This window comes from Leisingera sp. CC-HEC093 (assembly GCF_059429195.1).
The window spans coordinates 2,325,691-2,350,490 of the sequence record NZ_JCAIJR010000001.1; the positions used below are offsets into that span (position 1 = coordinate 2,325,691).

Below are 24,800 nucleotides of genomic sequence, written 5' to 3' on the forward strand. Positions count from 1 at the left end.
CCTCCGGTCAATCAAGCCAAGCAGCCAGGGCACTGCCGCAGCGGGAGGCTGCCGTATCCCAGTGCATTGCGGTACCGTTCAGACGGAGCGGTGCTGCTAGCCGGCGGCCGGGCCCCCAGCCGCTCGTCTCTATCTGCGGAGAGTAGTCGCGGTCTTCTGGCCCGGTGATGCCCTGTTCTTTGCCGGGCTTGTCCATCCCAGCAAGCAGCTCCGCTGTGCGGGCCAAGGATAGCTGGGCCCGTGGCACTGACTTAGCTTGCACCGCAACCGTCAATGCCGACAGCACCGCGGCGGCCATCAGATATCCGGTTGCATGATCCAGCGCCTGAACTGGCAGCGGGTGCGGCTCATTCGCTCCGGCCCAGCCCCGGCCTGCATCTGCTATGCCAGCGCTCATCTGCACGAGACTGTCGAACCCGCGCCGTTTGGCCCAAGGACCGGTCCAGCCATAGGCGTTCAGTGTCACCTCAACGGCGTTTGGCGCAAACTGCCGCCGGGCGGTTGCGTCATAACCCAGCCCGTCCAGTGCGCCGGGCCGATAGCCATGCACCAGCACATCGGCCTGGGTCAGCAAGGTTTCGAAGACCAACCGGTCTTCGCCCTTGGTCAAGTCAAGCGTGGCCATGCGCTTGCCCAGAGAGATGTCGGTGATCACTCCCGGCTCATCCCAGCCTGGCGGGTCGATCCGCAGCACGTTGGCACCGAAGCCGGCCAGAGTGCGAGTAGAGACCGGCCCGGCAAGAACGCGGGTCAGATCAAGCACCCGCAAACCAGCCAGCGGGCGCTCTGCCGTCGCTTCAGGCCTCTCCCGCAGCCGGAGCGGTACCGGATCGGACCAGTGGATCAGCGGTTCCGCCGCCACCGCCCGCCCCTGCGGGTGCGCCAGCCAGTCTGCGCGGCTTCGCATGGCAGCAGCCACGCCGCCAGCGGCCACGGTCTCGCGTTCCAGGTTATCGGCCTGCCAGTGGCTTGCTGCGGCGGCCACGGCCTTCCGTGTGGCGGTGCAGCCAAGCACTTGCAGTGCAGCCCGGCGGTGGTGCGGCAAATTGGTATGCAGACGGATCCAGCCGTCCATTGTTTCATAGACGCCTGCAATTTCGTCCCACAGGCTGGGAATCTCCCAGCCCTTGGGCCGGAAACTGTAACCGAACCAGAGCGAGGCGAGGCGTTGATCCACGGTGACGTGAGGCATGGCTGACGCGAGGTTCAGCGCTTTGATCAGCCGTGCCAGCTCCAGCCCGACTGCTGCAATTGAAGCATTGGCCAGTTCAGTGACAGCAAAGGCACTGCGCCACTGTCCGCTGCCGGTCAGGCGGAATTGATCCGCGGCGGGCAGGGATGCGAGTAGAGTCATTGCTGATAGGGATCCAGACTGTCGCGCAGCCCGTCGCCAAGGAAGTTGAAGGCGAGCACAACGATGACAATCGGCAGCATCGGGACGGCCAGCCAGGGGTAGATCTCCACAGATGTCAGGTTCTGCGCGTCATTCAGCATTACCCCCCAGCTGACCGCAGGCGCGCGCAGGCCGAGGCCGAGGAAGGACAGTGCGGTTTCCCCAAGTATCATGGCCGGGATCGATAGGGTGGCTGATGCAATTAAATGCGACATGAAGTTTGGCAGGAGATGCTTGCGGATCACCCGCCCGGACGTCGCGCCCATCATTTCTGCGGCACGGACATATTCCTCCTCCCGCAAGGACAGAAACTTGGCGCGCACGGATCGGGCCAGTCCGGGCCAGTCAAGAATGCCAAGGATGATCGAGATGATGAAAAATACCGCAACCGGCGACCAATTTGAGGGCACCGCGGCAGACAGGGCGAGCCACAAAGGCAGCTCAGGCAGCGAGCGCAGGATTTCGATCACCCGGTTCACCAACCAGTCGACCCGGCCGCCGAAATAGCCGGCGACACTGCCAAAGAAAATTCCGAGCACAAATGAGACCGTTATACCGATCAGGCCAACAGTCAAAGACAGCTGTGCGCCATAAGAAACACGGCTGAAGATATCGCGGCCCAAACGGTCGGAGCCCAAAATAAAGATCGTGGCCTCCTCGCTGGCGCAGAACAGGTGCCGATTGCTCTCGATGAAACCTGCGAGGTGGTAGGTGCTGCCTTCACAGAAGAATTTGAGCGCAAGCGGGCGTGAGGTGTCCGGTTTGAACTCCCACTGAAAAGTCTCCAAGTTGGCTTCGGAGGTCATGGGATAGACGAAGGGGCCGACGAACTCGCCTTCGTGAAACAGCTTGATCGACTGAGGCGGCGAGTAGAGATGCTCTGAAAACCGCTGGTTGGGCCCATACGGTGCGATGAACCCGGCAAAGGGGATCAGGCCGTAGGCAACCAGAAGAAAAATGCCTGAGACAAGGCCCAGTCTGTGGGTCTTGAACTTGCGCCAGACCAGCAGCCAGTTCGGGGCGTCCAAGTCCTTGCGTTCCAACTCCAGCAGCGAGGCCTGCGGATCAAATGGTTCATCATCGACATAGCGTCCGTCGGGCAGGTGGGTCATGCGTCACGCCCCTCATAGCGGATTCTGGGGTCAAGAAGCACCAGCAGCACATCCGAGATCATGGTGCCGATCAGAGTGAGCAGGGCAACGAACATGAGTACGAACCCCGAGAGGAACATGTCTTGTGTCTTGAGCGCTGTCAGCAGGGTCGGACCGATGGTCTGCAGGCCCAGCACCACCGATACCAGCACCGAGCCGGAGATCATCGAGGGTAGCAGGTTGCCGATGTCTGCAACAAAGGGGTTGAAGGCCACCCGCAGCGGGTACTTTGCCAGCATGCGGGCAGGGGCCATGCCTTTGGCGATGGCGGTCTCCACATAGGGTTTACCCAGTTCGTCCAGCATGTTGGCCCGCAGCCGCTGCATCATCGCCGAGGCGCCGGCGGTACCGATCACGAAGGTTGGAACAATCAAATGTACCAAGATGGATTTCACCTTGTCCCAGTTCATCGGCACACCTTCGAATTCAGGTGCCATCAGCCCGCCGATCGGCAGATCAAACCAGCGGTGGCCGTAGTAAAACAGGATCAGCGCCAGCAGGAAGTTTGGAGTGGCAAGCCCCAGATAGCCAACAAAGGCGGTAGTGTAATCGACCCAGGTGCGGGCGCGCGCAGCGGCCAAAACACCCAGAGGCAGGGCGACGGCATAGACAAAAATCACAGCGGCCAGGTTCACCAGCACCGTCAGCCACAGGCTGTCACCCACGATATCGGCCACCGGGCTGTCGAATTCAAAGGACCAGCCGAAATTGCCCTGGATCATGCCGGAAAATCCGTGCGGACCCGGCATGAAGCCCATCCAGATCATGTACTGCTGCCACAGTGGCTTATCGAGCGCATATTCTTTGCGCAGGAATTCAGCCTTAGCAACGCCTGCGGACTGCCCGGTCGCCTGGAGTTCGGCGATCTGGTTCGAAAGGTAGTCGCCAGGCGGTAGGTTGATGATGACAAAGATCAGCACCGACACCATCAGGAGCGTCATCAGCATGGTGCCGAAGCGATAGATAGCGTATCGCAGTATCTCCATCAGTCCAGGCCATCCTCAAAGAAAAATTCATCCGGGCGATGGACGCCAAAATGTGCGCCAGGGTCCCAGGCCCAGATGGCCTGCTTCGGCACGTTGCGCAGCCGGGTGCTGACGACGACCGGCTGCGGCGCGGCGGCCACCACGCCAATGGCATAGACTTGCTCGGCATGGATTTCCAGCATGGCGCGCCAGGCTGCGATGCGCTCGGCCTTTGTTGTGGCCATGTCCCAGTCCTGCAACAGTGTCAGCAGCTGCTGAGCCGATGCCATATCCGGCGGCTCGCCTGCATTGCCGCCGGTCTGATAATACTGACCCCACTTCGGCCATGACAAAAAGACCTGGTCCGTCGGGGCCAGATACACCGGGGAAGTATAAGACTGGGGCAAGCCATTGTCCCAGCCGAACCAGGCCGACGCCATGGTACTGCCGGAGAACACACGGTTCCTCAGGATGTCGCGGTCAAGCGGGCGCATGATCAGCTTGACGCCGACATCGCGCCAGTCATCAGAAATGATCTGCAGGGCGTTTTCCACTTCCTGCCGTTCGCCGGCGGTTTCCACAATCAGTTCCATCAGCCGACCGTCGGGCAGGTAGCGGATGCCATAGCCGTCCTTTTCGGTCAGCCCGGCTTCGTCGAGCAACCGGTTAGCCTGCTCCGGATCAAACTGTGCCCAGGCGTCGCGCAGGGCTGGATTGAACAGCTCGCTCTGCTCCAACACCGTCATGGCGCCGGGTTTTGCGAGGTTGAAATAGAGCGCCCGGTTGATGGCGCGGCGGTTGATGGCCAGAGACAGGGCGCGCCGCACCCGCACATCGCGCAGAATGTTCCTCCAGACCGGATCCTGCGTGTTCAGGTTCGGGTAAATGGCAATCTGCGAGGCGGCACCATTGCCCCATAGGAAGGTCTTGTAGCCGGAGTTGTCCTTTTCGCCTTTGCGCAGGATTGGAATGTCGCGGAAGTCCAACCCGCGGGCCTGCAGATCCGCCTCTCCTGCGTTCGACTTGGCAGCCACCAGCCCTGCAGTCACGATCTCCATTTCGACAGTGTCAATATAGGGCAACTGGACACCACGGCTGTCGATCCGGTGGTAATAGGGGTTGCGCACGAACTGGTGGCGGATTTTCTTGCCGGGAGAGGCGTTTATCCAGGGTTGCAACGTCGGAAGCTCGTGATTGTCGAACTTGTACATGTTGTCGTACTTGTTGTGCAGCGCAGCCCAGCTTTTGACACGGGCATAGTCGACTTCCTCATCCAGAGCCTCAGAGTCGGCATAATCCGCGTGAAACTGCTTCAGATACTTGGCAGGCCGGTAGATAAAGGGCGGGCGGGCCTGGGCCAGCGTGTGCAGGAAGCTGGGGTTCGGGTCATCCCATTCATAAATCACTGTGGTTTCGTCTGGAAAGCTGACCCGCGGCAGCTTGCCCATCACACGCAGAAAATCCGGTGGTCCGGCCGGGCTCAGCAGTTCGTTGTTGGCAACATCCTCCCACCAATACCGGAAGTCGTCAGACGTGAACGGATCGCCGCTGGACCATCGATGCCCGGGCCGCAGTTTCAGCGTATACCGGCGGTTCGCCTCATTGTCGTATCCTAGTAGAATGTCAGGTTTGAGTTGGTACCTCTCGTCGTACCCTGCCAGCCGCGCATATCCATAAACCACCATCTGCCGGATATCCTTGGAGCGCGTGACCATGGTGTTCAGCGTTCCGCCCTGAATGCCAAACGCCCGGCCCTTGTCGGCAAGATCGACCACCAGGGGCACTTCAGGCAGGCGTTTGGCAGCTGGCGGCAGGTATCCTGCCTTAACCTCGGCCTTCCAGAACCCGCTTTCCTGCACCGTTATCTCTGCAAGCGCAGGCAAGGGGGCAAGGCAAAAAGCGGCAGCCAGTATTGGCTTCATAGCATCAAGCATGGCAGCGTACCTTGTGGCCGGGTTCCAGGTGCTTTAAATTTACCAGGGGCGGCGCATCAACTCCGTTGAATCGGAACGCCTCGGGCCAACGTTCCGGCGCACCCGCGCCTTGGGCCACCAGTTTCAGATCGATGGGGCGGTCAATGTCTGGTTCCGGTTGAGCGGCAATCAGAGCCTTGGTGTAGGGGTGCTGGGGATTATAGAATAGTGTTTCCGGCGGTGCCTGCTCGACAATCAGCCCGCGCCGCATTACCGCAACCTCATCGGCGATCCGCGCCACCACGGCGAGGTCATGGCTGATGAACAGATAGGACAGGTTGTGCTGATCGCGGATCTCTTCGAGAAGGCGGAGGATTTGCTCCTGAACAGAGACATCCAGCGCTGAAGTCGGTTCGTCGCAGACGATCAATGCCGGGTCCAGCATCAGAGCTCGTGCTATCGACAGGCGCTGCCGCTGGCCGCCGGAAAAAGCGTGCGGGTAACGCTTCAGCATATCAGGCGACAAGCCCACCAGACGCAACATTTCCGCGGCCTTATCGCGGCGCTCCGCGCGGGTGCCGATGTGATGGATATCCAGCGGTTCCATCAGCGTGTCCTGAATGCGCATTCGCGGCGACAGCGAAGAGTACGGGTCCTGAAACACCATCTGGGCCTGCCGCTGAAAGGCTGTCCGCGTTTCCCTATCCATATCATGGACTGTGACCGGGGGCTGGCTGGCCTCGGGCCGGAACAAAACCTCGCCGCCGGGATCGGGCGGTTCTGCCCCCAGTGCGATGCGGGCCGCGGTGGTCTTGCCCGAACCGCTTTCGCCGACAATTGCCAGTGTCTCCCCGCGAGTCACCCGCAGGTCGATCTCGCGGCAGGCGTGGATCAGCGTGGGGGCTTGCCAGCCCTTGCCGGCCCGCAGCGTGTAAGTTTTGGAGACAGATTTCATCTCCATAATCAGATCTTCGCGCGAAGGCGGAATCGCAACCACTGCCTCATCCGGGATTTCCGGAGCGGCGTCGAACAGCGCCTTGGTATACGGGTGGGCCGGGGCGCGCAGCATCGGTTCGGCGCGCCCGGCCTCCATGACCCGGCCCTTGTGCATTACGACCACCTGCTCGGCCATATTGGCAACCACACCCAGGTCGTGGGTCACCAGGATCATTGCCATTCCTGTTTCGCGCTGAAGATCCTTCATCAGCCCCAGCACCTGCGCCTGAGTGGTCACGTCCAGCGCCGTTGTCGGTTCATCGGCAATCAGCAGGTCCGGCTTGGCCACCATCGCCATGGCGATCATTGCCCGCTGGCGCATCCCGCCGGATAATTCAAACGGGTAGGAGCGATAGGTGCGCTCCGGTTCTGGAAAGCCAACCCGTTCAAAGCATTCCAGAACCACATCGCGCGCCTCGCGCTCGGATTTGCGCCCATGCAGCCATAGCACCTCGGACACCTGATTGCCGATCCGGTGCAGCGGCGATAGCGAGCGCATCGGTTCCTGGAAAATCATTGAGATGGTGTTCCCGCGCACATCCCGCATTATGCGCTCGTCCAGCGTTGCCAGGTCCAGCCTTTTACCGCGGGTGTCCAAAAAAATGCGTCCAGACCGCAGCTGCGCCACTTTTGGCAGTATGCGCAGAATTGCCCGGCACGACACAGTTTTACCCGAACCGCTTTCCCCGACCAGGGCGAGCGTTTCCCCTGGGCTGACGGCAAAGCTCACGTCCTTAACAACGGAGTCTCCTTTGCCAAAACCGATGCTGAGGTTTTCGACAGACAGCAGAGGGCGCATTCAGATTTGCCGGCCAAGCTGGTTCATGGCGCTCATGAGATTGTGTTTTCCCCTGTTTTTTTCATCACCTTCGCGCGCCAGGGGCCGATTAGTCAAACCCCATTTGTCCAGATGCCGGCTTAGCAAAGGAAAATTGGCCAAGCCGCTGAAAGCGGCGTTGGGGTGAAATGCTGCACAGCCAGCGTTTGATCGTTGGGATGCGTCGGCCCCCGGGGCGTCCGTTGGTCGGTTTGCGAAGATGCGCAAAGGCGCGCGGCGATGTGCCCGATGCTCGCTGGATCTGAGTGAAAGGCGGCCCTTACCGTGTGTCGCTAACGCCACTCAGATCTTGCCGCAATTTAAGGCGGGCAGGAATGACAGGTTGGCGTGCGCCGCAGCCGCCGCATAAGATGTCCCGAAACGAGAATTTTCCGAAAGGCCGCAAATGGCGCAAAAACCTGTCCTGCACCGGGATGACCCGGAAGCCAAGCCGCTGGTCGGTAATATCAAGGTCACCCGAAAAGACTGGCTGAATGTGGCGATGGACGTGTTGGTCTCTGACGGGGTGGAACAGGTCAAGGTTCTTGCGCTGGCAGAGCGTATGCAGGTGTCGCGGTCGTCTTTCTACTGGTACTTCAAATCGCGTCAGGATCTTTTGGACGCGCTTCTGAAAACCTGGGATCAGACAAACACCGCGGGTATGGTGCGCCAGGCCGAGGCCCCGGCCGAAACCATCACCGAAGCGGTTTTGAACGTTTTCCACTGCATCACCAACCCCAGCTTGTTTAACACCGCTCTGGATTTTGCCGTCCGTGATTGGTCGCGCCGCTCAGGTAAGGTTCGCAGCCTTTTGGACGGGTCCGACCGGCGGCGGGTTGAGGCGCTGACAGCGATGTTTGCCCGTTACAGATACCCTGAGCGCGAGGCCATGACCCGCGCCAAGGTATTGTATTACATGCAGCTGGGCTATGATATGGCGGACCCGAACGAAAGCCACGCCCACCGGCTGGAAGTCACGCCGGAGTATCTCAAAGTGTTCACAGGCCGGGAACCGCTGGCTGAAGAGATAGAGGCCTTCACCGAGTTCACGCGCCAGCACTGGGATATCTGATATCCCAGTGCCAGTTTGCAAGGGCATGCCTTAAAGGCTGCGCAGCGCCTCGTCCGCTGCTGAGCGCGTCTTCCTGGCGGCCTCCAGGCGCACAGGTCCGTAACCGCGGATTTCCATAGGCGCTTGCAGAACTTCAAGACAGGCACCGTACGTGTCCAGTTTGTAGCGCTGGGAAACGGTACGGAGTGCATCCTCGTACCACGCCAGCAGATCACGGTGCAGGCGGGCTTCTTCGTGGTAGCCGAAGACGTTAAAGGCGGTGCCGCGCAGGCGGCGTGCCTTGACCAGAAGGTTCAGCGCCGGGCGCAGCCAGGGGCCAAAGGAGCGCTTCATCGGCCGGCCGCGGGTATCCTTCCTACGGCTCAGAAGCGGCGGCGCAAGGTGGTAGTTGACTGTGAAATCACCCTCGAATTCGTCCTCAATCTGGTGGCGGAATTTTTCGCTGGTCAGCAGCCGCGCAACTTCGAACTCATCCTTATAGGCCATCAGCTTGAACAGCGACCGGGCTGCGGCGGTGGTCAACTGCTCCTGTGCCTCAGCAGGCAGGGCATCGCGGAACCGTGCCAGCGTTTCCTGGTACCGCGATGCATATTCGGTATCCTGATAGCCGGTCAGGAAGGTGGCACGCCGTTCAATCAGCTCTGCCAGCGTTTCGCCCTTGTCCGGAGTTTCCTTGTAGATGTCCTCGACCAGTTTCGGGTCTGTTGCCATGGCGCGGCCGATTGCAAAGGCGAGGCGGTTCTTTTCGATCGCAACGCCGTTCAGCTCGATCGCTTGATCCAATGCGCCGGCACTGACCGGCACCAGCCCTTTTTGCCAGGCAAAGCCCAGCATCATGACATTTGCCAGAACCGCGTCGCCGAGCATCGTTTCCGCGGCCTCGTTTGCGTTGAAGCCCGACAGATTGGCCGGGCCAACAGCTTCAGCGATGGTCCGTTCACGCACCCCCGCCATCAGGTCGGCATCGCGGCGCAGAACCAAATCGCCGGTGGGCATTTCCGCCTGGTTCAGCACTACCTTGGTGCCGGGGCGGTAGTGGACCGATGCCTTGGGCGCCGAGCTTACGACAACATCGCAGCCTATGACCGCATCTGCACCGCCCTGGTCGATCCGCACCTGGTTCAGCGTGTCCGGAGACTTGGATAGCCTGATGTAACTCAGCACTGTGCCGAACTTCTGGGCAAAACCGGTGAAGTCCAGGACACTTGATCCCTTGCCCTCCAGATGCGCCGCCATAGTGATCAGAGCCCCGACCGTGACAACGCCAGTGCCGCCCACTCCGGTGACGAGCAGATCAAACGGTTCTGCCAGGGACGGAAGCACCGGGGCGGGCAGTTTGGCTGCCAGTTTGGCGGCGTCCAGCCCGGTGGGTTTCTTCTTGCGCCGGGTTGCCCCCTCAACGGTGACAAAGCTGGGACAGAAGCCGTTCAGGCAAGAGAAGTCCTTGTTGCAGGTAGAGAGGTTGATCTTGCGTTTGCGCCCGAACGGCGTTTCCTTCGGTTCCACGCTCAGGCAGTTGGATTCAACAGAGCAATCGCCGCAGCCCTCACAGACCAGATCGTTGATGAAGGCAAACCGCTTGGGATCCTCCATCTTGCCACGTTTGCGGCGGCGGCGCTTCTCGGTCGCGCAAGTTTGCTCGTAGATCAGCACCGTAACGCCGGGGATCTCGCGCAGCTCACGCTGCACCGTGTCCAGTTCGGAACGGTCATGGAAGGTGGTACCGCTCGGGAAATCCCCATGGCTGAACTTACCGGCGTCGTCCGAAATCAGGGCAATCCGCTGCACACCTTCTGCGCGGCAGGTCTGGGCAATGCCATGCACCGATACCGGCCCGTCCACCGGCTGGCCGCCGGTCATTGCCACGGCATCGTTGTAAAGGATCTTGTAGGTGATGTTGGTGCCGGCCGCGACAGCTTGGCGGATCGCCAGCGAACCCGAGTGATACCAGGTGCCTTCGCCCAGGTTCTGGAATACATGCTTATTGCCGTTGAACTGCGAGGCTACCGTCCAGGGCACGCCTTCGCCGCCCATCTGGGCATAGCCGGCGGTTTCCCGGTCCATCCAGCTGGCCATCACATGGCAGCCGATGCCGGAAAACGCCTTGGAGCCTTCCGGCAGCTTGGTAGAGGTGTTGTGCGGACAGCCGGAGCAGAAGTAGGGCGTGCGGGTGGCGCCGGGCACGTTCAACACTTTCGGCGGCTCGGCAGTCAGCGCAGCGGCTTTGGCCGGCAGGTTCTCGTCCGGGAAAAACTTGTCCAGCCGTGCCGCCACAATCGGCGCCAGCAACATCGGGCTCAGCTCACCGGTCCAGGGAATCAGCGGCTCGCCCTGGCTGTCGTATTTGCCGACCATCTTCTCTGGCTTGCTGCCCGGCCAGTCATAGAAGTTCTCTTTGAACTGGCTTTCGATGATGCCCCGCTTTTCTTCGACAACCAGCACTTCTTGCTTGCCCTTCACGAACTTCAGCGCATCGGTGCGGTCCAGCGGCCAGACCATGCCGACCTTGTAGATGTCGATGCCCAGGCGGCGGCAGGCGGCCTCGTCGAGCCCCAGCAGCCGCAGGGCCTCCATCAAGTCCAGATGCCCCTTGCCGGTGGAGACAAAACCGAAGCGGGCGTCCTTGATGTCATAGATTCGCTTGTCGATAGGGTTTGCCTCAGCGAAGGCACGAACCGCGTCCAGCTTGGCGTGGATGCGGGTTTCGATCTCGGGCGAGGGCAGGTCGGCGCGGCGGATATGCAGCCCGCCAGGGTATTCAGGCAGTTCCGGGTAGATGAATTTGCGGTCCGGCTGCAGCTCCACCGAGCGTGCACTTTCCACGGTTTCTGACACAGCCTTGAAGCCGACCCAAGTGCCTGAGTAGCGGGACAGGGCAAAGCCGTACTCGCCAAAGGTAAGGTATTCGGACACATCAGCCGGATTCAGAACCGGCATGAACCAGGACATGAAGGCCACGTCCGACTGGTGTGGCATCGACGAACTGACGCAACCGTGGTCGTCCCCGGCAACAACCAGGACACCTCCCTTCGCTGATGATCCGTAGGCGTTGCCATGTTTCAAAGCATCGCCGGAACGGTCCACGCCCGGGCCCTTGCCATACCACATGGAGAACACGCCCTCGACCTCGCAGTACGGGTCCAGAATGGCTTGCTGGGCTCCCAGAACGGCGGTTGCACCCAGGTCTTCGTTCACGGCCGGCATGAACTTGATGCGGTTTTCCTTCATCCGTTCCTTGGCACGCCAAAACTCCAGATCGACCCCGCCCAGCGGCGAGCCGCGGTAGCCGGAGACGAAACCCGCGGTGTTCAGGCCCGCCCCCCGGTCGCGGCGGGCCTGGTCCAGCATTACCCGGGCCAGTGCCTGAGTGCCGGTCAGGAACACCCGGCCGTCGGTCATGTCGTAACGGTCGTCCAGCTTGTAGCTGCGGAAATCGTGGCTCAGCTTGGTCATCGCGGCGGAATCCTTGCGCGGAATATGTGGTTTTCGGAAAAGTAATCCACAAAGACTGAAAAGATTTGCCTGATTTACTGGTTTTGAAGCTATATGTGGCTGTGATACCCAATAAGCTTACTTGTCGCGGAAAAAATGACCGGAAAATGAAGATTGACGAACGCGACCGCCGGATCCTGACGCTGTTGCAGGAAGATTCCCGGATCTCTAATGCCGATCTGGCAGAGGCTGTCGGCATGTCGCCATCTGCTCTCTGGCGCCGGGTGCGTGCTATTGAGGAAGCCGGTATCATCGAACGCTACGGTGCCGTGGTGAGTGCCCCGGCCATGGGGCTGGGGTTTCAGGCCATCGTGCATGTGCATCTGACGCGCCATGATCCTGACAAGCTGGTGGAATTTATCCGGGCGGTGGAATCCAGCCCGCTGGTGCAGGAATGCTATGCCACAACCGGGCAGGCCGACTACCACTTGCGGGTGCTGGCCCCGGATCTTGAGGCATACAACCGGTTTCTGGAAAGCTTCCTGTTCCGCCTGCCTGCGGTAGCCAGTGCGCAGACCAATGTGGTTCTGCGTACGATCAAGCGGGACAAGCCTGTGGTGCCATGAGAATGCGGCGGCTGCTCGAACCGCCTGACAGCAAGGTTGGAGCGAATGCGCTTAACTTACATCGCCGCGTATTTAACCCAGGCCCAGGCCATAGCAATATAGGTTAGCTGGTGCAGCGCCTGGTCCGACCCCATTGCCTGCCAGAACATCGGCTGCTGCGGGTTGAGTTTTTTGCGTTCGGAAAAGCGGGCTTTGCCGAAATCGATGTGGAAATGCACCACCCATTCCAGCACGGCGAGAACCAGTATGAAGATTAGCGGCGCGCCGAACAGAAGGAAGATCAGGGCCGAACCGGCAATATGGACGCCGGCGTGCTGGGCCCGGCCCATGTGCGCATAGGCGCAGCGGCCCGACAGCATCTTTGGCGTTTGCAGGAAGAAGTCGGCAAACAAGTGCTTAACCTGCAAAGCGCAAAGCAACAGCAGAACGGATCCGACGTATTCCGGCAAACCAATAAGTCTCCTCAAAGTATACTTGGCTGGAACCTTACGGATTTTTTGCCGCCTGGCAAATGCTGTGACGGCAAGATGCCGCAACGGGACGGGGCAGGTTTCTGCCCATTGCCTGTGGCGGCTAAACCGCGCTACCCATAAGGACAGTCTTGTCCTTGGCCGCCATTTATGGAGCATTTCCATAGAACGCTCTCTGTTCCGTTTCATCTGGAAATACTCGAAACGCGATCAGCTGGTGCTGCTGGTTGTTACTGCCTGCCTGTTTCCATTGCTTTACCTGACGCTGGAGATTCCCAAGCGGATCATCAACGATGCAATTGGTGCCAAAAGCTCTTCAATCACTGTGCTGGGGCAGAGTTTCGATCAGCTGACATTTCTATGGATCCTCTGCGGGGCTTTCTTGCTGTCGGTACTGTGCCACGGCCTGCTGAAGATGCGGATCAACACCATGAAGGGGGTGCTAGCGGAACGGATGCTGCGCCGCTTCCGCTACCAGCTGATTGCCCGTGTCCTGCGGTTTCCTCAACCCTACTTTGAGCGGGTCAGCCAGGGTGAGCTGGTCTCAATGGTCACTTCGGAATCAGAGCCAATGGGCGGGCTGATGGGTGACGCTGTCAGCCAGCCGGTGCTGCAGGCCGGACAGATGCTGACTATTCTGTTTTTTCTGTTTTTGCAGAATTTCTGGTTTGGGATGGCGGCGATTGCCCTGATTCCGCTGCAGGGCTGGCTAATTCCGATGCTGCAGCGGCAGATCAACCTCTTGAACAAGAAACGCATCAAGCAAGTACGGGCACTGGCAACGGAGATCGGGGAAAGTGCCGCCGGCGCTTCGACGCTGCGGATCAATGGCGGCTGGCGTTACCGGATGGCGATCATCACCGCCCGGCTGGGGCGGCTTTACGAGATCCGGTTCCAGATCTACCAGAAAAAATTCTTCATGAAGTTTCTCAACAACTTCATTACCCAGCTAACCCCTTTCTTCTTCTATGCGATCGGCGGCTATCTGGTGCTGCAGGGCAAGGTCTCTCTTGGCGCCCTGGTGGCGGCCCTGGCAGCCTACAAGGATCTGGCCTCGCCATGGAAGGAACTGCTGACCTACTACAACCAGACTCAGGACATGAGCTTGCGCTGGGATGTGATCCTGGAGCGCTTTGCCCCTCAGGGGATGGTGGATGAAAATCTGCTCAGCGGTGAGCCGGAGGAGCTGCAGCATCTCACCGGCGACGTGGTTCTCGACTCCGTAACGGTGCGGGACTCTGATGGCAATTTGGTGCTGGAGGAGCTCAGCGCGACTTTCCCGGCCGGTCAGGTGATCGGGATCGCAGCGCCGTCCGAAGAGGACCGCAGGGCGCTGGCAGAGCTTCTGACGAGGGAAATCCTGCCGTCCTCGGGCACGGTGACCGTGGCCGAGCAGGACCTGAGCGGAATGCACCAGGCAATTGTGGCTGCGCGGGTTGGCTATGCCACCTCGCGGCCTGTTCTGTTTCAGGGGTCCTTTGGCGACAACGTGATGATGCCGATGCGGATACGTCCGCAGGGCGATCCGCGGGATCTGGAGCAGCTGGAAATCGCCATTCAGGCCGGAAACAGCCCAGACCCGTTCGATGCACCTTGGCTGGACCCGAAACTGGCCGGGTTTTCCAGCGAAGCAGAATTGCGGGGCTGGTGGCTGAAATTAGTGGAGGGTATCGGCTCGGACACTGCCCTGTTCCGGCGCGGCATTGAGCAGCGGTTCGAGGAGGCCGCGCATCAGGAACTGGCTGAGCAACTGGTCAGATTGCGTCCAATCGTACGGGAGGCGATCGAAAATGCGGGGTTGGATGTCCATGTGCATTTCCTGGACCCAGAGAGCTACAACCCGGCCCTCCCAGTTGCCGAGAACCTCTTGTTTGCGGCTTCTCAGGAGGCCCTGACCGGTGAGATGCTGCATCAGCAAAAGGACTTCCTTGACCAGCTGAAGCAACTTGGCCTCGACGAAAGCCTTGTTGCGCTGACCCGCGATGTGGTGGAGATGCTGCGGCAGATCTTTGGCATGGATGGAACCGGCCACCCGCTTTTCCGCAAGCTGGGCCTGGATGTTGGGGCCTATGAGGCCGCGCTGGCACTAATGGACCGTTCCGGCACAACGATTGCTTCAGCTCTCAGCCGGGAAGAGTTGGCACAGCTTTTGATCGTGCCCTTTACCATCTCAGCAGAACAGATCGGGCCTGCGTTTGAGGATGACATGAAAGAGCGTATCCTCCGCTTCCGGCGCAGCCATGGCGATAAGCTGTTGAAGGCACTGGGCGCAGGTTTCGCGCCCTTTGAGGAGGACGCGATTACCCCCAGTCTTACGGTTTTGGAAAACGCCCTTTTCGGCAAGATATCCGATGCTGCGGGTGCCAAGGGTGATGAGGTGCGCAAGCTGGTCTCCGACCTAATGGTGCGCGAAGGCCTGCGCGATCAGGTGGTGGAGCTGATCTTTGACATGCCGATTGCCGTGGGCGGGCAGGGGCTGGCGGCCAGTTTTGCGGAACCGCTGGCGTTCTGCCGGGCCACGATCAAGCGTCCGGATATCCTGATCCTTGATTCCGCAATGGCGAGCTATGACTTGGAAACCCGCGTTGCGGTGCACAAGAACCTGCGCAAGCTTCTGCCTGACACGACGCTGATCTATCTGGCGCCTGGCTTTCAGAGTCCGGACGTTTTCGACGTGTTTTTCGAGTTGCGCCAGGGCAGGCTGGTCAGTGATGAGGTGCAGACTGTGACTGCGGAAGATGGCGCAGCCAGCCAGGACCTGGCCCGCAAGCTTCGGGCGCTGGAACAGACTGAACTGTTTTCCGGCCTGAACCGCCGCCAACTGCGTCTCTTGGCATTTGGCGCACGCTGGTACGAGGCCAAGGCAGGCGATGTAGTTTTCCTCAAGGACGATGAAGCTACGGATGGTGCCTACATGATCCTGTCGGGCGAGGCGGATCTTCTGCTGCCGCAGGACGGGGCGGAGGACCGGTTGATTGCCCAGGTCGGCCCGGGCCGGCTTGTCGGAGAGCTAGGATTGATCCGGCAGGAGCCGCGCGCGCTCAGCATGGTCGCCGCGAGCGATCTGCGCTGCCTGCGGATCGGCGAGGAAGAATTTCTGGCAGTTGTCGAGAACGACGCTTCGACCGCATTTAAGCTGCTGCAGGTGGTGGCAGGCTACGTTTCCAACTGATCAGAGATCCGAAGGGGAGAAAGCATCATGAAACTGCTGCGGTACCGCACGGGCACAGAAGTGCGCCCGGGTATGCTGGACAGCACTGGCGCGGTCAGGGATTTGTCGGCCCATGTGCCCGATATCACCGGAGCGGTCTTGAACGATAAGACCCTGGCCTGGCTTGCTGCCATGGACCCAACAGCGCTGCCGTTGGTGACGGGAGAGCTGGATTTGGCCCCCTGTGTCGGGCAATCGGGCAAGTTCCTTGGTATCGGCCTGAACTATACCGACCATGCTGAGGAAATGGGGATGGCGCTGCCTGAACATCCAATCCTCTTTCTCAAGGCCGCATCGTCCATCTGCGGGCCGGAGGACGACGTTATCCTGCCTCGCGGCTCTGTTGCCGCTGACTGGGAAGTCGAGCTTGGTGCAGTTATCGGCACGGCAGCCAAATACGTGTCAGAGGCCGAAGCGCTGAACCATGTGGCAGGCTATTGCGTGATCAATGATGTGTCGGAGCGTGATTTTCAGACCAAGCTGACCGGGCAATGGACCAAGGGCAAAAGCTGCGACACCTTCGGTCCGCTTGGCCCCTGGCTGGTGACCCGGGATGAGGTGCCGGATCCGCAGAACCTGTGGCTGACGTGCGATGTGAACGGTGTGCGGCGCCAGACGGGCAATACCAGCCGGATGGTGTTTACCGTGGCACAGATCATTTCGCATCTGAGCCAGCTGATGACGTTGCACCCCGGTGATGTGATTGCAACTGGAACGCCGCCAGGGGTCGGGATGGGCGCCAAGCCGGAGCCTTTGTATCTGAAATCCGGCGATGTGATGCGGCTGGAGATCGAGGGACTGGGGGTGCAGACCCAAAGAGTGCGGGCGGACGAGGAATAACCGGCTAGCCCAGTGTCCCTGCCTGCATTGTCATCAGAACGGTTGTCAGGTCGCCGCCAGCAGGCGTTGGTCACAGAAGCGGGAACTCAGCTGACACCGCAAAACTGCTTGTAGAGCAGGGCAATCATCTCTTCCGTGTTGCTGTCCTTGAGAGAATAGAAAACCGTCTTGCCGTCCCGCCGGGTTGCAACCAATTCCTCTTCCCGCAACCGGGCCAGCATCTGGCTTACCGCTGCTTGGCGCGTGTTTAGCAGGGCTTCCAGTTCTCCGACTGACCGTTCCCCCGCGCACAGATGGCAGAGGATCATCAGGCGACCTTGATGCGCAAGAGTTTTCAGGAATGCGGCGGCCGCGGCGGCGCTCTCCTGCATGTCCGCTTCCGGCGGGCTGTCGTCACTTCTTGGCGGGGGCACTGCTCAATGTCCTGGTTTCGTTTTTTCTGCAGCTTGCCTGCTTCCTGCATCCAAGTCACCTCGCAGTTGCAATGCGCCATTGAATCGGCGGAGAGCCACCGGTGGCTGTAGCCAAATACGCAGCTGAAGGGGTTCCCAGCAAGATCCGACGCAGGTTACAGAAAGGTTTAACTGCCTTGGCCATCCGGAGAAAACAGGGGCGGCTGCCGCCCGCACCAGTGGCCTGGCGTTTGCCGTGAGCCGGGCTTGGCGGCAAAGCCCAGGTGAATCGGTGATGGGAACTTCCTGGGTTGGAGGTGCTCCGCTTTCCCTAAGCGTGGTTATTCCACTGTGCTGGCACGGTTGAAGACAATCACGTTCCGCTTGGCGCTGCCGGTCTTGGTGTCGGCAATCGCTTCGTTGATCTGCTCCAGAGACCAGCGGCCGGAGATCAGTTCATCCAGTTTCAGGCGGCCTTGCTGATACAGGTCTACCATCCATGGAATGTCGCGCTGGATCACCGCATCCCCCATCTTGGAACCGATCAATCCCTGACCAACTGCGGCCAGAACAACGGGTTCGTAGGCGGCCTTGGCGCCGGAATGCGGCATGCCGATCAGCACCGCCTTGCCGCCGCGGGCTAAATACCGCGGCGCCTGGTCATAGGCGGGAATGGCTCCGACGGTCACCAGCACCGCATCTGCGCCGCGTCCTCCAAGTGCCTTATGGGCGGCTTTCCACGGCCTGTCTTCGGTGGCAAGCACCCCGTGGGTGGCGCCGAACTCCTTGGCGGTTTCCAGTTTGTCAGGGTTCATGTCGACGGCGACGATGCGGCGGGCGCCAGCAATACGGGCGCCCTGAATGGCGTTGAGGCCTACGCCGCCTGCGCCGATGACCACCACGTCCTGGCCTGCACGCAATCCGGCGGCGTTGACTGCCGCACCGACACCCGTGATCACCCCGCAGGAAATCAGTGCTGCCGCGTCCTTGCCGATTTCTGCGGGAACCTTCACGATCTGACGCTGGTCCACCACCACTTTCTCGGCAAAGGCGCCGCAAGCCATTGCCTGGTCCAGCGGTTCGCCGCTGGCCGTCTTCAACGGTCCGTTCACTGTGTCATAGGGCGTTTCGCAAATCACTGGCCTGCCACCTGCGCAGGATGGGCAGGTGCCGCAGCTGCGGATCAATGTGACGACAACGGAGTCGCCAGCGCTGAAACCCTGCACGCCCGTGCCGATGCCGGTGATCACCCCGGCGGCCTCGTGGCCGTAAACCGCAGGCAGATGTCCGCCCCAGGCGCCTTCGGCAAAGGAAATATCGCTGTGGCAGATGGCGACCGCGTCCAGCGTGACCTCGACTTCACCCGTTCCGGGCGGTGCCAGCTGCACGTCCTCTATGACCAGCGGGGCGCCGAAATTATGGCAGACAGCGGCTTTGATGATTTGCATGATCTTCCTCCCCGTTTACAGTCAGGGTGACGCGCCGGGGGGCTTGCATCAAGCGTCAAGGCGCAGGATGGGACGCGTTGTAACGTCACGGAAGACGCCTCTGCGCGCTGCCGGGCGCAACCCAGTCAAGCATTGCGCAGGCTGTCCGTTTTCTTGCTGAATTGGAGCGCTTCCCAGGGCGCATGGCCCATCTGCCTGGCGGGATCAAACAATGCATCCGTATCCAGGTCCGGAAAGTCACGCGCCACCAGCCTCCGCAACGGCGTTTGCGAGGCCTGAGCCTCCTGGCACAAGGCTTTGACCGCCCCCTGGGCATCGGGCCGCGGCATTTGCGCAGCCAGGGCAAAGCTCAGCGCTTCGGAGTGGATCAGGCCCAGCCCAGACGACAGCACCTTTGCCATTGCCTCCGCGCGCGGCGCAATACTTGCGCACAGTTCCTTGCCCGTATTTGCGGCAGCCGCCGCCCCCAGAACGATCTGCGGCAGGCACATCCATTCGGTGAACCAGGCCGCTCCGTCGCGCTGATGCTGCTGCATTGAGGCGCCCTGTAGGACAGAGAACAAACCGCTGCTCTGCTGTGCCAACGCTACCAGGACTGAGGCGGTCACCGGGTTCTGTTTCTGCGGCATGGTGGAGGAGGCACCGGCGCCGCTCAGCGAAATCTCCTGAATGCCGCTTTGCACCAGCGCAGTGCAGTCCTCGCCGATTTTGCCAAAGGCCAAGGTCATGCGGACCAGCCAATCCGCAATGCGCAGCACCGGGGTACGGTCGGTGTGCCAACTGCGCCCTGGGTCCTGCAGCGCCAGCCCTTTGGCCATAGCAGCGCGCACCTCTGCCGATTTCGCTCCCAGCGCGCCGGACGTCCCCGCCGCGCCGGACAGGGAGACCTGCAGGCAGGATTGCCGCAAGCCGGGCAGTTCGTCCAAAAGGTTCATCAGCGGCATTCCCCAAGCGGCGGCCACTGCGCCGAAACTGGTGGGGGTCGCGTGCTGCCCGTAGGTGCGGGCGGCCATCGGCAGCTCCGCATGCTCCTTGGCCAGCTTGCCAAGCGACAGGACAGCCGCCTTTACATCGGTCTCCACCAGCGCCAGCGCCTGGCGCAGCCGAAGCATCAGCGCGCTGTCCATGATGTCCTGCGAGGTCGCGCCCCAATGCACATATTGCGCATGCTCTGGCGCTTTCATTTCTTCGCGGAACGCGGCTACCAACCCGGGTACCGGCACGCCGTTCTGTCCGGTGGCCCGTTTTAAAACGCCCGGATCAACTGCGATCTCGACCACAGCACGCCCGATCGCAGCCGCGCTCTCCTGCGGGATCACGCCTGCTGCGCCTTGCGCCTTGGCCAGTGCGCCTTCTACCAGCATCATGGCGCGCAATTCGGCGCTGTCTGAGAAGAGGCGGCTGGCCTCGCCGCTGCCGAAGAGTTCGCCATAGATTTGGCTGTCAAAGACAGAGCCTGCCATCAGAAGTCCTTTGCAATCTGCCCGATCAGCTCTGCCAGACCTTCAGGGTCTGCGAAAAAGGGCGAGTGGGATGTGTTCATGTCATGTGCCCGCCCACGCGGCAGGCGGGCGGCCATCTGCGCCTGGTACTCCGGCGGAATGACTCGGTCACCGGTGCAGCGGATGTAGGCCTTAGTCACGGCATCGAACCTCTGGCTCAGGCGGACCGGCGTATCCTGCGGAAGGATCGGCTGCGGGCAGAGGTTTTCCATAGCAAAGCGCACCGCCTCAGCCGGGCAATCATGATAGAACAGGTCCGGCGCAGTCTCCGGGTTCAGGCTGTATGCGGTGCCTGCTGCGTTCTTCTGAGTGGCACCTTCCAATGTTTGCCGCGGTCCCGCCTTGCGCATGTCGATCAGGGACATGCCGGTGACCGGCAGGTAGGCGCACAGGTAAATCAGCCCGCGCAAGCGATCTGGATACGCCTCCGCCGCTGCCGAAATGGGAAAGCCGCCCCAGGAATGCCCGACGATCAAGGTATCCGGGGCAGAAGCGGCAGCAACCGCCTCAGCCGTTTCTGAGAGTGTCACCTTTGCGGGATCGCGTCCGTCTGCATGGCCAGGCAGGCTGATGGTGCGAACAGTGTGGCCGCGGGTCTCCAGCGCCGGGACCGCATCGCGCCAGCACCACGGGCCGTGGCAGGAACCGTGAACAAGAAGAAATTCAGCCAATGTGCCCGGTCTCCCTCAGAAAGGCCGTCAGGCGTTCAGCGTATTCATCTGGCTGTTCGACACAGGGAATGTGGCCCGCGCGCCGGATCAGGTGGAATTGGCTGCCTGGGATCAGGTCCACCGTCTCGCGCACCACGTCAGGCGGGGTGGAGCCGTCTTCGGACCCCGCAATGCCGAGGCACGGCAGCCGCAGCCCGCTGGTGGGTGTATAAAAATCCGTGCCCGCAATTGCCGCGCAGCACCCTGCGTAGCCACTGCGCGACTGTTGAACCAGCATGTTGCGCCACAGCTGCAGCTCCGGTGTTGACCGGAAGCCGCGGGCAAACCAGCGCTCCATAACGGCATCTGCCAGCGCCTCGATGCCGTTGCTTTGAACAGTCCTGACCCGATCCTTCCATATCTCTGCGGTGCCGATCTTTGCGGCTGTGTTCGACAACACCAGCGCCCGCACCTGGTCCAGCCGCTTTACTGCCAGCCCCTGCGCGATCATGCCGCCGATCGAGAGCCCCACGAACATGCAGTCGCGCACTTCCAGATGGTCCAGCAGACGCTCCGCATCCCGTACAAGCGCACCCATCGAATAGGGGGCAGGGGGGCAAGAGGACAGCCCATGGCCGCGCATGTCATAGCGGATGATACGCAGGCCTGCGGGCAGCCGTTCCACAACAGCATCCCAGACCCTCAGGTCAGTGCCCAGCGAATTGGCAAACACTACGGGGGCGCCGCCCGCGTCGCCGTCAATGCGGTAGTGAAGCTGGACATCGCCCAGATCTGCAATCTGCATCGGGTACCTCGTTTTTTCTCCGCCGCAGTCTACCTGTGCCGGGGACGGGAGGTAAAGCAATCGGCCAAGCTTAGCCGTGCAGTTCCATATGGGCCATGATCTGCCCGTGGTCCGAAGCAAGCTTGTTGTACGGCGCCTCCGGGTGGCTGCCATCGGTCAGGTGGTCGTTGAAGACACTGTAATAATGCATCTTTCCCAATGCCCCTGGCCAGTCCGGATCGAAGTGGCGGGACATGTAGATCTGGTCGATGCTTTCATGCACGCCGCCAAAGGCGGTGGTATAGACCACATCGCGCAAGGATCTTTTCAGGAACATCTTTTCGGCAGAGCGCAGTCTTACCCGGTCAATGGCTTCACGTATTTGCGCGTTCTCGGCTTCGCTGTAGCGGTCGCCTGCGTGCTCAGCATCGTGGCGCAGCATCCAGGCATAGTTCTTGAACGGCATCTCGCCAGCGATGATCTCGCTGCTGACGGCATGTTCGCCGTCGTTGAAATCCCCCAGAACCATCACCGGGCGGCCCTGTTCCAGCTCGTCAAGCACCGCGCGGCGCAGCACCCAGGCCTCGCCCATCCGCCTGAGCGCGGCACGCAGCGACCCCATAGCCCGGCCTGCCGCATCATAGGCCGTCAGAACCGTCTCAGGCGGGTAAGGCGCACCCTGTGGTTTTATGAATTCACCTAGCTTCGACTTCAGATGGCAATTGAACACGCTGATCACCTGATTACCGACAGGCACCTGCACCCTGAGAATCGGACGCGACAGCCGGCGCAGAGTATAAAAGCCTGCGTCCTCTTCCTCACCGAGGCACGCCATCGGGATATCCAATGGCTGGCCAAGGTCCTGTATCACCTCCGGTTCGCCTTGAAAGCCAAAGCGGGAGAGAACCGCCAGCCCGGGCCGCCGCTTGCCGGGCTCGCCGGTGTCATTGATGTTGGGAGCAAAAGCCACCTCTGCCTCGGCGTAGGAGCCATAGGCCAGTTTCTGGAATATGGCCTTGCGGTGATAGCGTTTGGCAGGATCGGGGATGCTGGCGGCGTTGGCCAGCGTCCCGCGCCGGTCGGTTTCGGCGATCACTTGACGCAGCGGCGCTTCCTCGAAAATCTCCTGGAAGCCGACAATGTCCGCATTCAGTGTCAGCAGCTGGTCGGCCATCCAGTCGGCCTTCCAAGCGTATTCCTCAGGCGTGTAGCTTTGGAAGCGGTAGTATTCCCGCTCCGGGCCGATCAGGTTTTTGACATTGAACGAGGCGATGGTGAAACGTGTCATGACGTGCCCCCCTGGCTGCCGCACGGACCATCGCGCGGTCAGGTCTCAAGCATAACGCGAGAGAGCCTCCCGGAACAGCTCTGCATCCACATTGCCGCCGGTCGCGACTGCAATCACCGCATCGCCTTCGATCTGATCCGCGTGGAAAAGGGCTGCCGCCAGCGAGGCCGCGCCTCCGGGCTCCAGCACGATTTTCAGCCGCAAGAAGGCCAGCGCCATGGCTTGCATCGCCTGTTCCCCGGTAATCACCAGCCCCGGGCCGCACAGGCGCCTGAGGATCGGAAAGGTGATATCCCCCGGCTGCGGTGTCAGAATGGCGTCGCAGATTGAACCGGACAAACTGGGGTTCTGCCGGATTTCACCTGCCACAAGCGACCGGGTCACGTCGTCGAAGCCCTCAGGTTCAACAGGCCGCACTCTCAAACCCGGGGCGCGGGCTTCCAGCGCTAGGGCAATACCGGACGACAGCCCGCCTCCGCCACAGTTGACCAGCACCTCCGCAGTATTGACACCTTCGGTTGCGGCCTGCTCGGCAATCTCCAGCCCGCAGGTGCCCTGACCGGCAATCACCAGCGGCTCATCGTAGGGTTTGATCAGGGTCAGCCCGCGGTTTTCCGCATATTGTGCGCCGACCGCTTCGCGGCTTTCGCCCCCGGCACGGTCATAGAGCACCACCTCAGCCCCCAGATTACGGGTGTTCTGAATTTTCAGCTGCGGGGCATCTGCCGGCATCACGATCACTGCAGGCGCGCCATGCGCCTTGGCTGCTGCCGCCACACCCTGCGCATGGTTGCCGCTGGAATAGGCGATCACACCGCGCATTCGGTCTTTTTCCGGCAGTGCCGAAACTGCTGACCAGCCGCCGCGGAACTTGAAGGATCCGGTATGCTGAAGGCATTCCGCCTTGACCAGAAGCCGCCGCCCCGCGATCTCATCCAGGAATGGCGAGGACAGGAGCGGGGTCACGCGGGCCTGGCCTTTCAGCCGTTCTGCGGCGGCTTCAATCATGGCGATTGAGGTCATTTGATCTGATCCAGAACTGAATGGATGAGGGCGAGCGCCTCCGGCTCGTCCAGAAAGGGCACATGGCCGCGGTTGGCGATTTCCACGGCATGCAAGGCGGGCAGACGCCGTTGCATCTCTGAGAATGTCCCTGCGCTTAAGATGTCGGAATTTGCCCCGCGGATCACTCCACAGTGCAAGCCGTCCAGCGCCATGAAAATGGGCCACAGGTCCGGCGGCGGGCCTGCTTCGGCTTGCGCCAGCAGCGCGTCGCGCAGGTGCGGGTCATAGCGCAGGGAAAGCCCGTCCGGGATTTGATCGTAGAAAGCCTCCGCTTCCTCGCGCCAGCGTGCCGCGGGTACGTCCGGAAAATCCCGGGCCATCAGCGCGGCCAGCGTTTCCGCGGCCTGCGCATGAGATTTGGCTGCAGGGCGGCGGCCTACATACTCCATGATCCGGGAAATGCCGCCTGCGGGAAGCTCTGGGCCGACGTCGTTCAAGATCACCGCCGACAGCCTGTCCTTGGCCATCGCTGCCAATGTCATCGCGACCAGCCCTCCGCGCGATGTGCCGAGCATGGCGGCCTGACCGATCTGGAGATGATCCAGCAGCTCCAGCACATCCTGTGCCTCACGCAGGACGTTGTAGTTCAGGAATTCCGGGTCATGATCCGATTGTCCGCGCCCGCGGGCATCCAGGGTAATCATCCGGTACCGCGTGGCATGCGGCGCAAAATAACGGAAATCCCGGCTGTCCCGGGTCAGACCCGCCAGGCACAAAAGCGGCAGGCCTTCACCGGTATCTGTGTAGTGCAGGCGCAGCCCGTCCGTAGTGTCAAAGATTGGCAT

At 61.1% G+C, this 24,800-nt stretch carries 19 protein-coding genes; 4 read left to right on the forward strand and 15 right to left on the reverse strand.

Annotated features, from left to right (window positions below):
- Nucleotides 1-7 precede the first annotated feature (7 nt).
- From AC5STB_RS11190 to AC5STB_RS11210, 5 genes are read right to left on the reverse strand one after another with little or no spacing between them, the layout of a single operon-like run.
- Entirely contained in the window at nucleotides 8-1,354 is a 1,347-nt protein-coding gene (locus AC5STB_RS11190; RefSeq protein WP_495442910.1) for a CoA transferase, read from the reverse strand.
- The gene (locus AC5STB_RS11195; protein ID WP_495442911.1) at nucleotides 1,351-2,505 is read right to left on the reverse strand and encodes an ABC transporter permease; all 1,155 of its coding nucleotides are present in this window, start codon (nucleotides 2,503-2,505) and stop codon (nucleotides 1,351-1,353) included. Before AC5STB_RS11195 ends, AC5STB_RS11190 begins: the two co-directional genes overlap by 4 nt.
- Complete coding sequence (locus AC5STB_RS11200) at nucleotides 2,502-3,530, reverse strand: ABC transporter permease (protein WP_495442912.1); 1,029 nt, start codon at nucleotides 3,528-3,530, stop codon at nucleotides 2,502-2,504. The genes AC5STB_RS11195 and AC5STB_RS11200 overlap by 4 nt, the downstream gene beginning before the upstream one ends.
- Nucleotides 3,530-5,443, reverse strand: a complete 1,914-nt coding sequence (locus tag AC5STB_RS11205) for an ABC transporter substrate-binding protein (protein WP_495442913.1) — start codon at nucleotides 5,441-5,443, stop codon at nucleotides 3,530-3,532. Before AC5STB_RS11205 ends, AC5STB_RS11200 begins: the two co-directional genes overlap by 1 nt.
- Nucleotides 5,436-7,217, reverse strand: a complete 1,782-nt coding sequence (locus tag AC5STB_RS11210; protein ID WP_495442914.1) for an ABC transporter ATP-binding protein — start codon at nucleotides 7,215-7,217, stop codon at nucleotides 5,436-5,438. The genes AC5STB_RS11205 and AC5STB_RS11210 overlap by 8 nt, the downstream gene beginning before the upstream one ends.
- 424 nt (nucleotides 7,218-7,641) lie before the next feature.
- Here AC5STB_RS11210 and AC5STB_RS11215 point away from each other — a divergent pair, with 424 nt between their 5' ends.
- Nucleotides 7,642-8,307, forward strand: coding sequence for a TetR/AcrR family transcriptional regulator (locus AC5STB_RS11215; protein WP_495442915.1), 666 nt, complete (start codon nucleotides 7,642-7,644; stop codon nucleotides 8,305-8,307).
- A 30-nt stretch (nucleotides 8,308-8,337) separates the two neighbouring features.
- Here the strand turns inward: AC5STB_RS11215 and AC5STB_RS11220 are convergent, their stop codons facing one another.
- Entirely contained in the window at nucleotides 8,338-11,760 is a 3,423-nt protein-coding gene (locus AC5STB_RS11220) for an indolepyruvate ferredoxin oxidoreductase family protein (protein ID WP_495442916.1), read from the reverse strand.
- Between the two features lie 146 nt (nucleotides 11,761-11,906).
- Here AC5STB_RS11220 and AC5STB_RS11225 point away from each other — a divergent pair, with 146 nt between their 5' ends.
- On the forward strand, nucleotides 11,907-12,365 hold the full coding sequence (locus AC5STB_RS11225) for an Lrp/AsnC family transcriptional regulator (protein WP_495442917.1): 459 nt from the start codon (nucleotides 11,907-11,909) through the stop codon (nucleotides 12,363-12,365).
- A 56-nt stretch (nucleotides 12,366-12,421) separates the two neighbouring features.
- Here the strand turns inward: AC5STB_RS11225 and AC5STB_RS11230 are convergent, their stop codons facing one another.
- Nucleotides 12,422-12,814, reverse strand: coding sequence for a DUF3307 domain-containing protein (locus tag AC5STB_RS11230; protein ID WP_495444592.1), 393 nt, complete (start codon nucleotides 12,812-12,814; stop codon nucleotides 12,422-12,424).
- Nucleotides 12,815-13,049: 235 nt separating this feature from the next.
- On the opposite strand from AC5STB_RS11230, the gene AC5STB_RS11235 reads away from it, so the two are divergent.
- Nucleotides 13,050-16,007 carry an ABC transporter transmembrane domain-containing protein gene (locus AC5STB_RS11235; RefSeq protein WP_495444593.1) on the forward strand — a complete coding sequence of 986 codons (2,958 nt, stop codon included), beginning with the start codon at nucleotides 13,050-13,052 and terminating at the stop codon, nucleotides 16,005-16,007.
- A 27-nt stretch (nucleotides 16,008-16,034) separates the two neighbouring features.
- Nucleotides 16,035-16,886, forward strand: coding sequence for a fumarylacetoacetate hydrolase family protein (locus AC5STB_RS11240; RefSeq protein WP_495442918.1), 852 nt, complete (start codon nucleotides 16,035-16,037; stop codon nucleotides 16,884-16,886).
- A gap of 86 nt (nucleotides 16,887-16,972) precedes the next feature.
- On the opposite strand, the gene AC5STB_RS11245 is transcribed toward AC5STB_RS11240, so the two are convergent.
- The 8 genes from AC5STB_RS11245 to AC5STB_RS11280 all read right to left on the reverse strand — a co-directional run bounded on the left by AC5STB_RS11245 (nucleotide 16,973) and on the right by AC5STB_RS11280 (nucleotide 24,800).
- Complete coding sequence (locus AC5STB_RS11245; RefSeq protein WP_495442919.1) at nucleotides 16,973-17,257, reverse strand: ArsR/SmtB family transcription factor; 285 nt, start codon at nucleotides 17,255-17,257, stop codon at nucleotides 16,973-16,975.
- A 362-nt stretch (nucleotides 17,258-17,619) separates the two neighbouring features.
- On the reverse strand, nucleotides 17,620-18,726 hold the full coding sequence (locus AC5STB_RS11250) for a Zn-dependent alcohol dehydrogenase (RefSeq protein WP_495442920.1): 1,107 nt from the start codon (nucleotides 18,724-18,726) through the stop codon (nucleotides 17,620-17,622).
- A 125-nt stretch (nucleotides 18,727-18,851) separates the two neighbouring features.
- Nucleotides 18,852-20,189 (reverse strand): class-II fumarase/aspartase family protein, encoded by a 1,338-nt coding sequence (locus AC5STB_RS11255; RefSeq protein ID WP_495442921.1) that lies wholly within the window; start codon nucleotides 20,187-20,189, stop codon nucleotides 18,852-18,854.
- On the reverse strand, nucleotides 20,189-20,899 hold the full coding sequence (locus AC5STB_RS11260; RefSeq protein WP_495442922.1) for an alpha/beta fold hydrolase: 711 nt from the start codon (nucleotides 20,897-20,899) through the stop codon (nucleotides 20,189-20,191). The genes AC5STB_RS11255 and AC5STB_RS11260 overlap by 1 nt, the downstream gene beginning before the upstream one ends.
- Nucleotides 20,892-21,683, reverse strand: a complete 792-nt coding sequence (pcaD, locus tag AC5STB_RS11265) for a 3-oxoadipate enol-lactonase (protein WP_495442923.1) — start codon at nucleotides 21,681-21,683, stop codon at nucleotides 20,892-20,894. Before pcaD ends, AC5STB_RS11260 begins: the two co-directional genes overlap by 8 nt.
- 70 nt (nucleotides 21,684-21,753) lie before the next feature.
- Nucleotides 21,754-22,950, reverse strand: a complete 1,197-nt coding sequence (locus tag AC5STB_RS11270) for an endonuclease/exonuclease/phosphatase family protein (protein ID WP_495442924.1) — start codon at nucleotides 22,948-22,950, stop codon at nucleotides 21,754-21,756.
- A gap of 45 nt (nucleotides 22,951-22,995) precedes the next feature.
- On the reverse strand, nucleotides 22,996-23,973 hold the full coding sequence (locus tag AC5STB_RS11275) for a threonine ammonia-lyase (RefSeq protein WP_495442925.1): 978 nt from the start codon (nucleotides 23,971-23,973) through the stop codon (nucleotides 22,996-22,998).
- Entirely contained in the window at nucleotides 23,970-24,800 is an 831-nt protein-coding gene (locus AC5STB_RS11280; protein ID WP_495442926.1) for an alpha/beta fold hydrolase, read from the reverse strand. Before AC5STB_RS11280 ends, AC5STB_RS11275 begins: the two co-directional genes overlap by 4 nt.

Excerpts from the sequence above, each read along its gene's own strand:
- AC5STB_RS11190 (WP_495442910.1), bottom strand. The coding sequence starts at position 1,354 with ATGACTCTACTCGCATCCCTGCCCGCCGCGGATCAATTCCGCCTGACC.
- AC5STB_RS11195 (WP_495442911.1), bottom strand. The coding sequence starts at position 2,505 with ATGACCCACCTGCCCGACGGACGCTATGTCGATGATGAACCATTTGAT.
- AC5STB_RS11200 (WP_495442912.1), bottom strand. The coding sequence starts at position 3,530 with ATGGAGATACTGCGATACGCTATCTATCGCTTCGGCACCATGCTGATG.
- AC5STB_RS11205 (WP_495442913.1), bottom strand. The coding sequence starts at position 5,443 with ATGCTTGATGCTATGAAGCCAATACTGGCTGCCGCTTTTTGCCTTGCC.
- AC5STB_RS11210 (WP_495442914.1), bottom strand. The coding sequence starts at position 7,217 with ATGCGCCCTCTGCTGTCTGTCGAAAACCTCAGCATCGGTTTTGGCAAA.
- AC5STB_RS11215 (WP_495442915.1), top strand. The coding sequence starts at position 7,642 with ATGGCGCAAAAACCTGTCCTGCACCGGGATGACCCGGAAGCCAAGCCG.
- AC5STB_RS11220 (WP_495442916.1), bottom strand. The coding sequence starts at position 11,760 with ATGACCAAGCTGAGCCACGATTTCCGCAGCTACAAGCTGGACGACCGT.
- AC5STB_RS11225 (WP_495442917.1), top strand. The coding sequence starts at position 11,907 with ATGAAGATTGACGAACGCGACCGCCGGATCCTGACGCTGTTGCAGGAA.
- AC5STB_RS11240 (WP_495442918.1), top strand. The coding sequence starts at position 16,035 with ATGAAACTGCTGCGGTACCGCACGGGCACAGAAGTGCGCCCGGGTATG.
- AC5STB_RS11245 (WP_495442919.1), bottom strand. The coding sequence starts at position 17,257 with ATGCAGGAGAGCGCCGCCGCGGCCGCCGCATTCCTGAAAACTCTTGCG.
- AC5STB_RS11250 (WP_495442920.1), bottom strand. The coding sequence starts at position 18,726 with ATGCAAATCATCAAAGCCGCTGTCTGCCATAATTTCGGCGCCCCGCTG.
- AC5STB_RS11255 (WP_495442921.1), bottom strand. The coding sequence starts at position 20,189 with ATGGCAGGCTCTGTCTTTGACAGCCAAATCTATGGCGAACTCTTCGGC.
- pcaD (WP_495442923.1), bottom strand. The coding sequence starts at position 21,683 with ATGCAGATTGCAGATCTGGGCGATGTCCAGCTTCACTACCGCATTGAC.
- AC5STB_RS11270 (WP_495442924.1), bottom strand. The coding sequence starts at position 22,950 with ATGACACGTTTCACCATCGCCTCGTTCAATGTCAAAAACCTGATCGGC.
- AC5STB_RS11275 (WP_495442925.1), bottom strand. The coding sequence starts at position 23,973 with ATGACCTCAATCGCCATGATTGAAGCCGCCGCAGAACGGCTGAAAGGC.
- AC5STB_RS11280 (WP_495442926.1), bottom strand. The coding sequence starts at position 24,800 with ATGCCAATCTTTGACACTACGGACGGGCTGCGCCTGCACTACACAGAT.